This window comes from Fusibacter sp. 3D3 (assembly GCF_001748365.1).
Lineage (GTDB): Bacteria > Bacillota > Clostridia > Peptostreptococcales > Acidaminobacteraceae > Fusibacter_A.
In genome coordinates this window covers 15,836-31,237 of the sequence record NZ_BDHH01000008.1, presented here as the reverse complement: position 1 = coordinate 31,237, position 15,402 = coordinate 15,836, and the positions used below count along the sequence as shown (strand labels likewise).

The 15,402-nt window shown below is 37.4% G+C and carries 12 protein-coding genes; 2 read left to right on the top strand and 10 right to left on the bottom strand.

Features of this window, described 5'->3' with window-relative positions; genetic code table 11:
- Positions 1-222: 222 nt before the first annotated feature.
- The gene (locus F3D3_RS10605; protein WP_069873765.1) at positions 223-1,116 is read left to right on the top strand and encodes a serine/threonine protein phosphatase; all 894 of its coding nucleotides are present in this window, start codon (positions 223-225) and stop codon (positions 1,114-1,116) included.
- A 16-nt stretch (positions 1,117-1,132) separates the two neighbouring features.
- Here F3D3_RS10605 and F3D3_RS10600 read toward each other — a convergent pair whose 3' ends face one another.
- Together F3D3_RS10600 and F3D3_RS10595 are read right to left on the bottom strand one after the other, a co-directional pair.
- Positions 1,133-2,962 carry an HD-GYP domain-containing protein gene (locus F3D3_RS10600; RefSeq protein WP_069873763.1) on the bottom strand — a complete coding sequence of 610 codons (1,830 nt, stop codon included), beginning with the start codon at positions 2,960-2,962 and terminating at the stop codon, positions 1,133-1,135.
- Between the two features lie 304 nt (positions 2,963-3,266).
- Positions 3,267-4,637, bottom strand: coding sequence for a hypothetical protein (locus tag F3D3_RS10595; protein ID WP_069873762.1), 1,371 nt, complete (start codon positions 4,635-4,637; stop codon positions 3,267-3,269).
- Between the two features lie 197 nt (positions 4,638-4,834).
- On the opposite strand from F3D3_RS10595, the gene F3D3_RS10590 reads away from it, so the two are divergent.
- Entirely contained in the window at positions 4,835-5,023 is a 189-nt protein-coding gene (locus F3D3_RS10590) for a DUF4250 domain-containing protein (protein WP_069873760.1), read from the top strand.
- 22 nt (positions 5,024-5,045) lie between these two features.
- Here the strand turns inward: F3D3_RS10590 and F3D3_RS10585 are convergent, their stop codons facing one another.
- The 8 genes from F3D3_RS10585 to F3D3_RS10550 form a co-directional block, all read right to left on the bottom strand.
- Positions 5,046-7,388 carry an EAL domain-containing protein gene (locus F3D3_RS10585; RefSeq protein ID WP_175438346.1) on the bottom strand — a complete coding sequence of 781 codons (2,343 nt, stop codon included), beginning with the start codon at positions 7,386-7,388 and terminating at the stop codon, positions 5,046-5,048.
- 140 nt (positions 7,389-7,528) lie between these two features.
- The gene (locus F3D3_RS10580; RefSeq protein ID WP_069873757.1) at positions 7,529-8,281 is read right to left on the bottom strand and encodes an exodeoxyribonuclease III; all 753 of its coding nucleotides are present in this window, start codon (positions 8,279-8,281) and stop codon (positions 7,529-7,531) included.
- 106 nt (positions 8,282-8,387) lie between these two features.
- Positions 8,388-9,326 carry a cation diffusion facilitator family transporter gene (locus F3D3_RS10575; protein WP_084388955.1) on the bottom strand — a complete coding sequence of 313 codons (939 nt, stop codon included), beginning with the start codon at positions 9,324-9,326 and terminating at the stop codon, positions 8,388-8,390.
- 191 nt (positions 9,327-9,517) lie between these two features.
- Positions 9,518-10,438 (bottom strand): ABC transporter ATP-binding protein, encoded by a 921-nt coding sequence (locus F3D3_RS10570; RefSeq protein WP_069873750.1) that lies wholly within the window; start codon positions 10,436-10,438, stop codon positions 9,518-9,520.
- Positions 10,425-11,477, bottom strand: a complete 1,053-nt coding sequence (locus F3D3_RS10565; protein ID WP_069873748.1) for an ABC transporter ATP-binding protein — start codon at positions 11,475-11,477, stop codon at positions 10,425-10,427. The genes F3D3_RS10570 and F3D3_RS10565 overlap by 14 nt, the downstream gene beginning before the upstream one ends.
- Positions 11,478-11,490: 13 nt before the next feature.
- Positions 11,491-12,495, bottom strand: a complete 1,005-nt coding sequence (gene opp3C / locus F3D3_RS10560; RefSeq protein WP_069873747.1) for an oligopeptide ABC transporter permease — start codon at positions 12,493-12,495, stop codon at positions 11,491-11,493.
- Complete coding sequence (locus F3D3_RS10555) at positions 12,496-13,452, bottom strand: ABC transporter permease (RefSeq protein WP_069873745.1); 957 nt, start codon at positions 13,450-13,452, stop codon at positions 12,496-12,498.
- A gap of 88 nt (positions 13,453-13,540) precedes the next feature.
- Positions 13,541-15,220 (bottom strand): peptide ABC transporter substrate-binding protein, encoded by a 1,680-nt coding sequence (locus F3D3_RS10550; protein ID WP_069873743.1) that lies wholly within the window; start codon positions 15,218-15,220, stop codon positions 13,541-13,543.
- Positions 15,221-15,402 lie beyond the last annotated feature (182 nt).

Sequence of the window (15,402 nt, the reverse complement as noted above, 5' to 3'; positions counted from 1 at the left end):
AAAACCCTGTTTTGCTGGACATTCCTGACTCTAAGCTGGACGAAAACTAATGATATTAATAAGCATAGCCCCTTGGACTCAGGTTATTTTATTTAAACAACCTGAGTCCAAGGGGCTATTTTTTTTATTGCAAATCACTTATAGTAACAAAGTCTTAATTAATTAGTGCTATAATGGGTATAGGAGTTCTAAAGACTTCATGGATACAAGGAGATGTTTCATATGTTCACAATGCAGCGACTAAACACAGCATACAAATGTGCCTATAGAATACCCTTTGACACAAGTTCAAAATTTATACTTTTTAGCGATGTTCACAGAGGCGATAATAGTCTCTCCGATGAATTCGCCCACAATCAAAATATTTACTATTTTGCTCTACAACATTACTTGGCAAACGGCTTCACTTATATTGAAGTTGGCGATGGAGATGAATTATGGGAGCACAACAGCTTTGATGTAATTCGTTATGCACACAGTGATGTCTTTATGCTTCTTCGAGATTTTTATCTCTCTGATCGATTTGTGATGCTCTATGGAAATCATAACAATACCTTTAGACACTCATACACCGCCCAGAATGAACTTTTCCACTTTTATGATGAATACGAAGAATTCTTCAGTCAACTCTTTCCCAACATTAAAGTCTATGAATCTATTATCCTTGAAAACACTGAGCTTGATCAAGAAATCTTTGTCGTACACGGACATCAAGGCGATTTGATAAACGATCAAGTCTGGCCGATCATGCGGTTTTTAAGTCGTCATTTTTGGCGTTATCTGCACATTGTAGGCTTTAAAAACCCTGCCAGCCCAGCTAAAAATGCTCACAAGCGCCATAAAATCGAAAAAAACTACACTAAATGGATCGCTCAAACTCGAAAAATACTCATTGTAGGTCATACCCATCGACCTAAATATCCTAAAAATTATGAACTGCCTTATTTCAATACCGGTTGTTGCATCCACCCTCGAAATATCACAGGGCTAGAAATTGAAAATGGTCAGATTGCACTGATTGAATGGCGTATACTCCCAAATGATAACGGCACTTTGGAAATTAAAAGACGTATTATCCGAGGGCCACAACCCATTGAAAACTTTATGCTCCGATGATCAGATGTGGGCCACATTACAAATCGTACTTCATTTTTCTGTAGAGGTTTTTAAACCCTGACTCATGATGTAACAAACAGTTAACGATATCTGGATCAAAATGCTTTCCCTTGCCCTCTTCAATAATAGTAAGGGCTTCTTCATACGAAAAAGCGCTTTTATACGGTCTCTCAGAGGTCAGTGCATCAAAGACATCCGCAAGTGCAACAATCCTTGCTGCTAGAGGAATATGCTTCCCGATCAGGCCTTCTGGATAACCTGTTCCATCAAATTTCTCATGATGATAGCACGTTATGTCCATTGCAATTTTAAAAAAAGCAGTTCGATTAAAAAACTTCGAAGCAGACATGTCTCTGAGTATATTATACCCTATACTCGTATGTGCTTTCATGATCTCAAATTCCTGTTCCGTCAACTTGCTAGGTTTGTTCAATACGCTGTCCACAATGCCTACTTTTCCGATGTCATGAAGCGGGCTAAATTTATAGATCAGTTCAATAAAGTTTTCATCAATTTCTTGAATAAAATATTTGTCTTCGTATAGAATTTCACAAATATATCTGGCATACTGGCTCATGCGCTCAATATGATTTCCTGTAGCATGATCTTTCGATTCCACAATGCCTGCAAATCCCTTGACTGAAGCTAAAATTAACTCATCATATACAAAACTTTTTTCAAAAGAGATTGCAAGCGCGTTGGCAATATTGGATAGAAAATGAATATGCGATATATTGTAAGCGTTTTTTTCAACCGATGAGAAAAAAATAACGCCCACTACCTTATTTTCCACAGACAATGGTATTGTTATGCTAGATCTAAGTCCTTCTGCCAATATAAGTCTCGTTGATTCCGAGTGTGGTTTGTTTTGTAAGTATTCTGAAAGATCATTTAAAATTCTATACTCATTATTGCGAATCACGTCCGACAAGGAAGATTGAGACAAATATTCTTGATAGTTTCGACCTAATAAAATAGGATGATCTGCTTTTGCTCTTGTGGCAATTATTTTTTTGCCATCATCGCTGATAATGGCTATTCCAATTCGGTTATAGGGAATAAAAGGTTTACAGGCATAAAATACATATTGCAAGACTTCATCGAACCCATTTTGAGCATAAATGCGATCATTTAAGTCATTGATCACACTAATTTTATGCGTGTAATTGTTATAGTGCTCCGCAAGCTCCGACAAAGCATTTAAGCCACTAATTTTAATATCCGTATATTCTAGAGCATTGGAGTCCGTCTTCTTTTTCAAATCTGCAGTAAATTCACGAATCGGTCTGAGGACATCTATCCTAATGATGAATAAAATACCCATAATCCCTGTGATCACGCCTGCAATGATCATCCATGAAACGTATTCGATAATCGCATTAAAATGTCTTATTTCATTGACTACCGTTTGCTTGACAATTAAGTTGGTGAATTGAGCTTTTTCAATCAGATCATTTACTGTCTCAATATGTTCTGATTCGAAATTTTGATTAAATCTAAACGCTGATTTCAGTTTAGTGTATTCCAAATCAAACTGATTATAGATTGCCTCAACACCTACAATTTGATGTTCAATAAAACGGTCTCTGATCTCATCAACATGATCCAGCTTGGCCTCTATCTCAGCTTTGTATTTAGCTTGCTTTGCTGGCTCAGCAAAAAAAGCATAATAAGATTTTTGCATAATACCGATTGAATTCTGAATATCAATAGTAATGCTTACCAGTTGATTATAAGACACTACTTTTTTATTTAGATTTGCCGTCCACCAGAAGCCACTGAAAAGTATCAACAAACTACTGATAATGACTATAACAATTTTATTCTCGAATTTCTTATATCGCATGATACGCTCCTCGATAAGGCTTCTATGACATTATACCTTAAAAAGTATAACAATAGAAGTGTTTTGCTTGGTATCCCTTCTATCAAAGCGCACACTCAGTCCGCTTCGCTGCCTTCGTAACACTTGCACAATCCTATCGGATTGCATTCAGTGGGCGTTTCGACTCCCATTGAATTGGGCATATGAACCCCCACTTTGAGAAGTGGGGGACATCTCCTCAAGGGTTATAATACACAAAAAGCCTCTAAATTCTAGAGGCTTTTTGCATCAATGATTGCATTATTCTATTTGTAATACTGACCGATTAATATTGGCCGAGTAACATGTTAATAATCATTTCTTGATTATCTAAAACATAATCCAATGATTCTACAATTTGTTGGCTTTCTTCTGCTGGTAAAACACTTGCTTTTTCTTTAATGTCTTTTACTGTGGTTGTGAAGGCTTCACTTGAAAGGAAAGCTGATAAGCCATTGCTAATAACATCCGTTTTAATTTCTTCAGTATAAACAGGATCTAAAATCATCTCTTTAACAGATACTTTTTCATCTGCTGAGAAGGTCTCATCAAATTTAACATCACTACCATATGCATTATAAGTGACCGTTTGATCCACTAAAACACCATTCGCGTTTGCTTTCATTTGATATTGTCTCAACATATATTTTTTATCAATTGCAAAAGCCATATGATAGTTCACGTTCATATCTTGCGTAAGCGTTGTATCAGATTGAATATCTTCATAAGTTTTGACGAGCGTATCTAACATTTCATTCCAAGAAGTTTCAAAATCTGTATTGATTTTTTCAATTGCATCTTTGACCTCAGATTCTTCTAACATCATGAGTTTGTAATCTTCAGTTTCTAACATGATATTAAGGGCTTCTAAAGCTTTTTTCTTAACCAATGTTTTCACATTTTGATCTTCTTTAACGGTTTTGAAAAGTTGCACATACAAATCAATCATTTGATCAAAATTGATATCTGTTTCCAAAAGATCACATTTTAGTACTGTGCCATCTTCAAGTGTAACCTCTGTCGTGCCGTTTGCTTTTAGATCTGCTAAGAATAATCTGATCAAGTCTTCATATTTGGCTTTATCTTTTAAAATAGCTTTATAATCTGCATCATTTTCCAGTTTGAGCAAGTCTAAATACTTATCCCAGCTCACTTTAGACAAATCAACATCTTGCTCTTCTTTGATTAAATCAAACAATTCACTTTTAGTCATTATAAATGATTTACTATAGATTTCGGGCATACGATAAAATAATTGCTCATCTATGTATCCCAATTCTAAAGATACAAGTTTGTTTTGACCATATTGAATGCCTACATTTTCATAAAAATTAATCTTCTTATTGTCAAGATCCATCCCAAATTTAACGCGTCCATTAAAATTAACTTCTTCTACGATACCCTTTACAAATAACGACATCGCCTCGGGATCAGAAGACATATAAGCAGTCATTTGGCTTAAAGCTTCATCATCCATACTTAAACTACCCGTTATTGATGCATCTACTGCGTCAGATTGATTTTGAGTCGAAGCATACATCAAATAATTAACAGGATCTTTTTTGATCATGTATCCTTTTATCATAGGATATCCGATTCCCCCTGCTACAACACAGATTACTAATACGACAATTGCAATAATACTTTTTTTATTCATATTTCCTCCTTTAATTTTTAATACTTTACGAGTATAGCACAAATTTCTGTTTAAATACTTAAAAGAGTATTAAAAAATAATGCATTTTTTTGAATGTTTTCATCCAACATTGTCCTATTCTAAACTTTGTAGTACACTGGTCCTATCAATTGTTTTATACACTTATATAATCTCAATCAATTTGGAGGCCTTCTCATATGTCTTTTAAATTACCTGATGATCCCTACATTTGTCTCAGCTTAATCAATATGAAACTCAGAGACCAATATGCGACTCTTGACCAATTATGTGATGATTTGCAACTAGACTGCGATGTGCTCATTGCGCATTTAAAGGGTCACAGTTTTCACTACGACCCTCAAAGCAACCAATTTAAAAGCATTTAGATGCGCTCGCAAACAGGGTTCATCATTCCTCTAAGCTTATTTTTGTGCAGTTGTCCAATTGCCCCTTAACGAATTCGATTAAACTGGGCTCATCTAATGGTTTCGAAAAATAATACCCTTGATAGCGATCACAATTTAACGCTTCTAAAATTCTAAATTGCTCTATGTTTTCGATACCTTCAGCTACTACTGTCAGATTTAACAAATGACCTACATTGATCATCAATTGAACTAACCCTTTCATCTTATCACTCTCTTCTATAGACTCCACAAAAGCTTTATCAATTTTGATCACTTCCACTGGCAGTTCGCCAAGGTATTTCAAAGAAGAATAACCCGTTCCAAAATCATCGAGTTCGATTTTTATGCCTGCCTTATTTATAGTTGCCAAATTGTTTTGAAGGCCCTCGATATACTTGGAAATTGCCGTCTCCGTCATTTCAAAAGACAACAATCCATTATTGAGCCCATATGCCGCTCCGATGCCAATAAAGGTTTCTATAATTTGCTCACTGATCAAATCCAAAAATGATAAATTGACCGATAGTTTCAGTGCCCAACCTTTTCTTTTATTGAGATCTGATATCATCTTGCAACTCTTTGTAATAATAATTTGATCAATTTCATGCACAATGCCAAGTTCTTCTGCAATTGGAATAAATACATCTGGCGGGATAATGCCCATCACCGGATGCGTTAATCTTGCAAGCGCCTCAACCCCAATTATTTTACCATTTTCTATCTGAGGTTGATACACTACTGTGAATAATTGTTCCGAAATAGCCTTAAACAAATAATTTGAAACTTGCTTTATATAAGACTTGTCTTCAAAGTAAACACTTGAAAAACCCTGTAATTTGGAAATGATTTTTTTATCGTTACAATGTTCATATGTCACTTCAATGTGTTCCATAACTTCCTCAATGGAGAGTCCTTTTTTATTGATACAGTATGGAAACATAAGCGAAATATTAATATTATAATTTCCAATAAAAAGATCTCGCTTGTAGAGCTTATTGAGTTTTCCAATATTCTTCTGTATACAACTTAACTGTTCTGTCGTGTCGTTTAGTAAAATCCCAAAAACACCTGCTCTGATATGGCTATAGGTAATCACATCATCAAAATTTTCGTGAATGTAAATGCCCAATTGATACTGTATGATATCCGTAATTTTACTGCCATAGATCATCGCCAATCTGTTAAAATCATAAATGGCTACATATAAAATAATCAACGATTTATCCGAATGACGCAGTATCGCTTCCACAAAATAATCCTCGTTGAGAAAACCCGTTACAGGATCGTGAAATGCATAAAACTCCACTTTTTCCTGTTCAATCTTTCGCTGATTAATATCTAGCAATGAACCTGTAATTCGCATAAGCCTTCCAGCTTCATCTCTTTCTGCAATTGCATTGATCTGAGCCCATCTATAAACATCGTCGTTGCACAAAATTTGTATTTCTTCTGAAAATCGCTTTGCTTCTTGCCAAGCGATTGGCGACTCAAAATAAGCACTTACTTTTACCCCATTCTCACCCAGCCGGTCAAAAAATGAGTTGGTGACCAGATTGCTTTCCTCTGCTTTAAACCCAAAAATATTGCAAAACCGATTTGAGACAAACCAAACTTTTGTGACAGGGTAGTAATCAAAAAAACCCTCTGCACTTGCTGAAATAACACGGCTATATCTTTTTTCACTCTCTTCGAGTTTCCAGCGATACTCAAAAAGTTCATCATAATTGGCCTGTAAGGCTTCTTCTGTTGCTGCCATTTCCTCGTAAAGCGCTCTAATTTCCTCATTTTGAGCTTCAAGATCAGATTTTGATAAGAGCAAGGCACTGATATAGCCATCATTGGATTTTTCTTTTTTTATAATACTGCTCAGAAGCATTACCAGGAGTATAAATTGAATAAATATTAGAATAGAGTGTCTTTGCGCTTCGACAACTTGTCCATATTCCGGAGAAATGATCATACCGACAATCAATGAGAGTATAATATTGACCGCTGCAATAATGAGAATGGTCACATAGGCATAGGTTGATTTCCTTTTATTGAATAATCGCTTCATAAAAGTTGTACTCAAAATGAGTGTTACGCCAATAATCATGTACAAAAGCATATAAGCCCGTTTTAACAAAAGTAAGTAGCAAAGCATCACTAAAAAACTCATACTCCCCGCAATTGGCCCATAGAAAAGTGTCGTCAACGTAATGATAGCAAATCTACCATCATCTACATTTTTAAGACCGAGGATGCTTATAAACGCAATCGCAAAAACGCCACCAAGGCCTAATATAAAGCCATGAATAAATTGAGAATGCTTTTCAAATTTAGATCCCCACCATTTGTAGCTCATATATGATGTGAACACATATAAAAAAAGAAAACTATAAATAAGAAAAGAGTAAAGCACAAAATAGATTCCAGTCATGTTGATCACTTCCTATGATTTCAGTCTCTATTTTTACTTTACCCTTTTGTCAGTAAAATATGCGCTTATTTAAGATATAACACGACTGGGCAGTGATCACTGCCTTCAATATCAGAATGTATTTCAGCCTCTTCTAAGCGCTCCCGTAGGCCATCAGAAGTTATAAAATAATCAATTCTCCAGCCTACGTTTTTAGCCCTTGCGCCTCCCATGTAGGACCACCACGAATAAGCATCGGTAAGATCTGGATAAAAATATCTAAACGTATCCGTATAACCCGCGTCTAACAGCACGGTCATTTTGTTTCTTTCTTCAGGTGTAAAACCTGCATTTTTAGTATTGGTCTTCGGATTTTTCAAATCTATCTCTTTATGAGCGACATTTAAGTCCCCACAGACGATGACCTCTTTTCTCGTTTTAAGCGCATTGAGATAAGTTCTAAAATCATCTTCCCAGGTCATTCTATAATCCAATCTTTCAAGGTCTCTTTTTGCATTTGGAGTATACACGGTCACCAGATAGAAATCTTCATATTCTAATGTGATAACACGTCCTTCTTGATCATGTTCTTCTATGCCTAAGCCGTATTGAACTTGTAGGGGTTCGTATTTTGTAAATATAGCAGTCCCAGAATAACCTTTCTTAACGGCATAATGCCAATACTGGTGATAACCGTCAAGCTCAAGTTCGATCTGTCCTTCCTGTAATTTAGTTTCCTGCAAACAAAAAAAGTCTGCATCCATAGTATTAAAATAATCCATAAAGCCCTTCTTGACACAAGCTCTTATGCCATTTACATTCCATGATATAAATTTCATTTTGCCTCCCATTCCATTTTTATTTTTATACAGTATTTGTTAGAGTGTCAAAATCCAGTATTAGCATTTGTAAAACGACAGTCTTTGAGTCTTATTATAACATTTTTCATCCGTTAAGTTCATAGTGTAATCCATTTTGAGCTTCTTCTTCACTGTAGGGTTCCATATGAACAGTGACAATACTATTTTCTCCAAATTTCGATTTCAGCGTCTGTTCTATATCAGTAGAAATATCATGCGCCTCTGTGATGTTCATCATGGGATCAACCATAATATGAAATTCAATAGCGGCTTTATTCCCAAGTTTACGCGCTCTTACCTCATGAAACCCAATTACAGCACTTTGCTTTCTTAAAACATTTTTGATCCACTCCATATCTTCACGATCAAGAGACGTCTCTAAAAGCTCGTTCATCGCAGGCATGAAGATTTGAACAGCCACCTTTACAATAAAAACACTGACTACCAACGAAGCGATTGGATCTAATATAGCCCATTTTTCACCTAAAATAATAGCGCCACCAATACCAATTGTGGTGCCAATAGACGAAAACGCATCTGATCTATGATGCCAAGCGTTTGCTTTTACAGCACCGCTATTAATATCGTTACCAATTTTTATAGTATATCTAAATAAAAATTCTTTTCCTATGATGGATACAATCGCAGCTACTAAAGCGATTACGCCTGGTTGGCGAATCCCTTCTCCATGAACCACTTTTAAAATATTGCTCAGTCCAGACTTGAAAATACCCGCACCTGCAATCAAAAGTGCAACACTCACCATGACAGTGGCGAGTGTTTCGTATTTATCATGACCATAGTTATGATCGTGATCTTCAGGCTTTTCAGTCAATTTAAAGCCCACGATTACAATAATATCTGTCAAAAAATCTGATAGCGAATGTATGCCATCCGCCATCATGGCATTACTGCGACCTAAGATACCCGCTGTCAATTTAAATACTGTTAAGCCTGCATTTGCCCAAAAGCCAACAAGGGTCACCTTTTTAGCCTGCTGGCTTCTCAATAATTCTTTTTCCACTAATATGCCTCCTCAATAGAACAAGACTAATAATATAAAAAAGACCTATGTCCAAATAACTTGGCCCATAGGTCATACCCACTGCAATTGCCCGAAAAATTCTGCCTTACAAAAAAAGAATAGCATACTCGTTTTAATGCGTCAAGCTATTCTTTTATCCTCAGAGGACATCAAACAATGGATTAAACGCTTTATTTCATCCAGTTTTCATATTCGCCATCTGTTGCCAAAACCACATGATCCCCTTTGATGGTGTGATATCTGCCCTCATTGTAGTTCACCGTTGCAGGGTCGTAGTAAATGCGCTTTCTATAGCGTTCCACGCCTGGATTTGGATGTGGTACTGCTGAGAGTAAAGCTTTTGTATAAGGATGCACCGGTGACTTATAGATGGCATCAGAAGAACCCATCTCCACAATTTTGCCTTGGTGCATAACCGCGATTCGATCGCTAATATACCGTACCATGGAGAGATCATGCGCTATAAAGATGTAGGTTAAATCTCTGTCCTTTTGAAGTTTCTTTAAAATATTGACAATTTGTGCTTGTATAGATACATCAAGCGCACTAATCGCTTCATCTGCAATTACAAAAGAGGGCGACATGATTAGCGCTCTAGCAATGCCTATGCGCTGACGTTGACCACCCGAAAACTCGTGAGGGTAGCGATGAGCATGTTCACGACTAAGTCCAACTGTTTCAAGCATTTCATAAACCCTGTTTTCACGCTCTTCTTGTGTTTTATAGAGTTTATGAATGTCAAGTCCTTGTGCGATGATATTCATCACAGTTTTCCTTGGATTTAAAGAAGCCATTGGATCTTGAAAAATCATTTGAAGTCTTGTACGAAGCATCTTACGTGTCTCTTCTGCTATTTTCCCCGTGATCTCTTTGCCTTCAAAGATAACATGACCTGCGGTGGGTTCATAAAGCTTAATAACGCTTCTTCCAGTGGTTGATTTTCCAGAACCACTCTCACCCACGATGCCAAAAGTTTCCCCCCGATACACCTTAAATGAAATATCATCAACAGCTTTCACAGTGAAATGCCTATTCATTCTAAAGTACTGCTTCAAATTTTTGACTTCTAAAATAACGTCACGTTCTGCCATATGCCGCCGCCTCCTTTTTCATTGCTTCAATACGCTTTTGTAAAAACAAAGGACGTGGTACTTCTGGGGCACGTTCATCTAAAAGCCAAGTTGCTGCATAGTGCGTTTCTGATATTTTAAAAACAGGAGGTGCTTCTTCAAAGTCAATTTTTAGAGCATATTCACTTCGAAGCGCAAAGGCATCTCCCTTTGGTGGATACATCAAATTGGGCGGCGATCCCGGAATCGAGTAGAGTTCAATTTCTTTATTCGCCATGTCGGGAACAGATGCTAAAAGGCCCCAAGTATAAGGGTGTGCAGGGGACATAAAAATATCATCAGAGGTTCCCCACTCTACAATTCTACCTGCATACATAACGGCAACACGATCTGCAACATTTGCCACAACTCCCAGATCATGTGTGATAAATATGATGGAAAGCCCAATTTCATCTTGCAACCGCTTAATGAGTTCGAGGATCTGTGACTGTATAGTGACATCCAGCGCCGTTGTAGGCTCATCCGCTATGAGTATGTTGGGATTACATGCAAGTGCTATGGCGATGACCACACGTTGTCTCATGCCTCCGCTGAGTTGATGCGGATACTGTTTGTAGCGTTCCTCAGGATTGGTGATGCCCACCATGTCAATCAGTTCAATTGCGCGCATTTTGGCTGCTTTTCGTGAAATCACATGATGTTCCAAAACGGCTTCTCTTATCTGTTTGCCAATGGTCATCGTCGGATTTAAAGAGGTCATTGGATCTTGAAAAATCATTGCGATTTCCTTTCCTCTAATGTCCACAAACTCTTTTTTAGAAAGTTTGCATAAATCTTTATTTTTATAAATCGCTGTCCCACTTTCTATGATACCGTTCTTTGCCAAAATTCCCATGAGTACTTTCGTCGTAACCGACTTACCAGAACCACTTTCACCGACAATCGCCAAAGTCTCACCTTTATAGAGTTCAAAACTCGCACCCCGAATCGCTTCAACAGTGCCATTATGTGTCTTAAAAGTCACCTTTAAATTTTTAACTTCCAGTATTTTTTCGTTCATGTCATCCACCTCCTTATTGCTGCTTCATCTTAGGGTCAAAAGCGTCTCTGAGCCCATCTGCCACAAGGTTAAAAGACAACATTAAAAGTGCCAGCACCATTACTGGCGGCAAAATAATATGGGGATATACTAAAATAGACTTATAGCCATCATTAATAAGAACGCCCAAACTTGCAAGTGGTGGTTGTAGCCCCAACCCTATAAAAGCCAAAAATGACTCATAAAAGATTGCATTCGGCACTGAAAACATGCTCATGATAATCACTTGTCCAAAAATATTGGGCAAGAGATCTTGAAGAATCAAAGTGGATGTAGAGGCTCCCATAGTCTTAGACGCCAAAATGAAATCGAGTTCTTTCAATTTAAGAACTTGCGAACGCACGACACGACTCATGCCAATCCAACCCGTTATAACCAATGCCAGAGAAATGGATAAAATTCCGGGATTGAGGACGATTACGAAAAGCGTTACAATCACTAAATTTGGAATACCGCTCAGTATTTCTATAAAGCGTTGCATGGCAAGATCTAACGATCCGCCTATATAACCTGAAATCAGACCATAGCCCATTCCTATGAACATGTCTATCACCACGGCTAATAGTGCAATGTAAATGGACACACGCGTTCCTACCCAAGTCCTCGTCCATAAATCACGCCCTAAATTGTCGGTGCCAAACCAGTAGTAAATGTCCGTAAGACCCTTGTCCTCATAAACATTTTTACCATTCCGTTCACCATCAAGTATACCCAATTGCTCAAGCCCAGGTACCCTTGGTGGTAAGTTAATATGACTATCTACTTTACTTTTATAGGTGTGAGCATTCATATACGGGCCTACAAAAGCCATAAAACTCACAAAAATGATTAAAATAATACCAATAACCGCACCACGATTCTCTCTGAATCTTAAGAAGACTTCTTTCCAAAAACTTATGCCTTCATAAACCACGTCATGCTGTACCCGATCAGAGGTTAATATGCGCTCAAATTGGTATGCTTGCTGAAGTTGCGCCATTTATTCTCCCCCTTTCGATACTCTAATTCTAGGATCAATGATCCCGTATAAAACATCTATGAATAATTGCATTACAATATAGAAAATGCTATAAAAAAAAGAAATCGCAATAATGACATTAAAATCATTGACGCTTATGGCCGTTACCAACAAATCTCCAATCCCTGGAATACCAAAAACACGTTCTATAACCAGCGAACCCGTCATTAAACTTACTGTCAAGGGTCCCAATACCGTAACTACAGGAATAAGTGCATTTCGGATAGAATGTCTAAAAATCACTTTATTGGCACTTAGTCCTTTTGCTTCTGCAAGCATCACATAATCGGATCCAATGACTTCCACAAGTTCTGTTCGCATAAAGCGTGCCACCGTTGCCACCACGAACATGGACAAGGCAATAGTCGGTAGCACACTGGATTTAAGGGGTGCATACAGATCAAAAGTAAGCGGAAAGAACGAGATGCCTGTAGCTTTTGTCAGTTTGTATCCCAGAAAATAATTGAGTCCAAGTGCAAAAACATAAGAGGGAATAGAAATCCCAATAACCGATATAACCGTCGTCAAAGTATCCCAGATTGAATTCTTTTTAAGCGCCGCCACAGAAGCGAGTATAACGCCTACAACAGAACCGAGTGCCAGCGCCTGAAGTCCAATGCGTATGGATAGCGGTAATCTCTTACTGAGCATGTCAGATACATTTGCATTTTTTTCAATGGTATATGAAACGCCGAAATCACCTTCAAAGATAACATGATACATAAATTGTTTATATCGATAGACGATCGGTTTATCCAAACCATATTTTTCATAAAGCAGTACTCTTTGGCTGTCTGAAAGCTTCTCATCATTAAAGGGTGACCCTGGCATAAAATCTAGCAATAAAAAAAGCAGAGTCATAATGGTGAGGAGCGTTATGACAGCTATAATAAGCCGCCTGGTTAAATATTTAATCATATGCTCGCTCCAATATTTTTTTATCGTTTTAAAGATTTAAAAAAGCAAAATCAAGATGCTGATTTTGCTTTTTTTCTTTATGCATTTATTAATCAGCAATTTTCACATTTTTATAGATAAATGGTGTGCCGATCGCATGAGGTTCTATACCAGTGACTTTCGTATTGATGAGATATGAATAACCCGCTTGGTAAAGTGGTGCAATCCCTGCATATTGATCAAGAAGAATATCTTCAGCCTCTTTCATTGCTGCCCAACGCCCTTCAGCATCTCCTGCCATAGTCGTGGAACTTGCAATGATATTTTCATCATATTTCTCATTTGAAAAGTTCGGTGTGTTACTGGTAACGCCCGTTAAGAATAATTCAAGATACGTCAATGGATCCGCATAATCAGGGCCCCATCTGGTCAAGCCGACTTGGAAATCCCCCGATCTCATAAGCTCCAATCTATTTTTCTTGGGTTGCGATTTTAAGGACACCGTTAGCCCAGGTAAATTTGTTTCAAGCTCAGCTTGGATAAACTCAGCCATTTTCTTAACTGTTTCAGCATCATCAAAGAGAATTTCAATGGACACTTCTGTCATACCAAGTTCAGTTTTTGCTGTTTCCCAATATTTTTGGGCCATCGTCACATCGTAGAGACCATAGTCATTTTTACTGGTCTCTCTAAAATCTTTACCATCTGGCCCCGTTGCAAGACCTGTTGGCACAATAAAGTTCGCTGTTGTCGAACCATCATTCAAGATGTTTTTAACGATATTATCTTTATTAATCGCATGTTGTAAAGCTTTTCTTGCATTTACATTCGAAAATATTTCATTGTCATTATTCATAGAGACATACCAGACGTAGGAAGCGTCTATTTGAGTGTATGCTGGATTTTCTTTATAATTATCCACAAGTTCGGAGGTCAGCTTAACCATATCGATTTCATTGCTGTCAAATTTAAGTGCTGATGTTTGATTGTCTTTGATGACACGATAATCTAATCCATCGATAGCAACTGCGTCGGCGTCATAGTAAGTTTCATTTTTCAGGAGTTTAAACCCATAGCCTTTATTCCATTCCACCATTTTAAAAGGTCCATTTGCAATAAGTGATTCTGGAGATTGTGCATAACCATCACCCATTTCAGTTACAAAAGCTTCATTTAATGGAAAGAACGTCGCAAACGCTGTCAAGGATAAGAAATAAGGCACTGGTCTCTCTAAAGTGACCACTAGCGTTTTATCATCTTTCGCCTCAACACCTAAATCTGTAAGCGGCATTTCTCCGGCAGTTACTGGCCCTGCATTTTTGAGCCCAGCAACCTCAGCAATGAAACTGTATTCACTTGCGACATTTGGATCTACAAGTCTTCTCCAACTGTAGACAAAGTCATTTGCGGTTACTGATGTGCCATTACTCCACTGTGCATCTCTGAGATTAAAGGTATACACAAGACCATCCCCGCTGACTGTATAATCCGTTGCAATCCCTGGTATTACATTGCCATCTGCATCAAGTGAGTATAATCCTTCAATCATAGAAGCAATCACGTCAAATGATAACCCGTCCGTTGCTACATCTTGATCCGCAGAAGGCAGTGCCACATCTACAGCGATACGCAACATCTTATCTCCTGCGGCTGTCGAACCCGCTTCTGAATTGGTTTTAGTGTTTGTAGTCGGTTCAACCGTCGGTGTGCTTTCTGTTTTTTTAGCACAACCCGTAAACAATCCCATCATCAGTGCAATGACAAGAAGTACTGATAAAATTCTTTTCATTATGCTTTTCCCCCATTTCTTTATATAATTGTGAAATCATATCACAATCAGTTTGAACTGTCAAACTATTGCGAACAGTTTTTGAAACTTATTTGAATATCAAACTTCATTTTATAAGCAATTTAAGCCGTTTTCAAGTTAAAAACTTCAACATTAGCTAATATTTATAAAGATAATTGCAT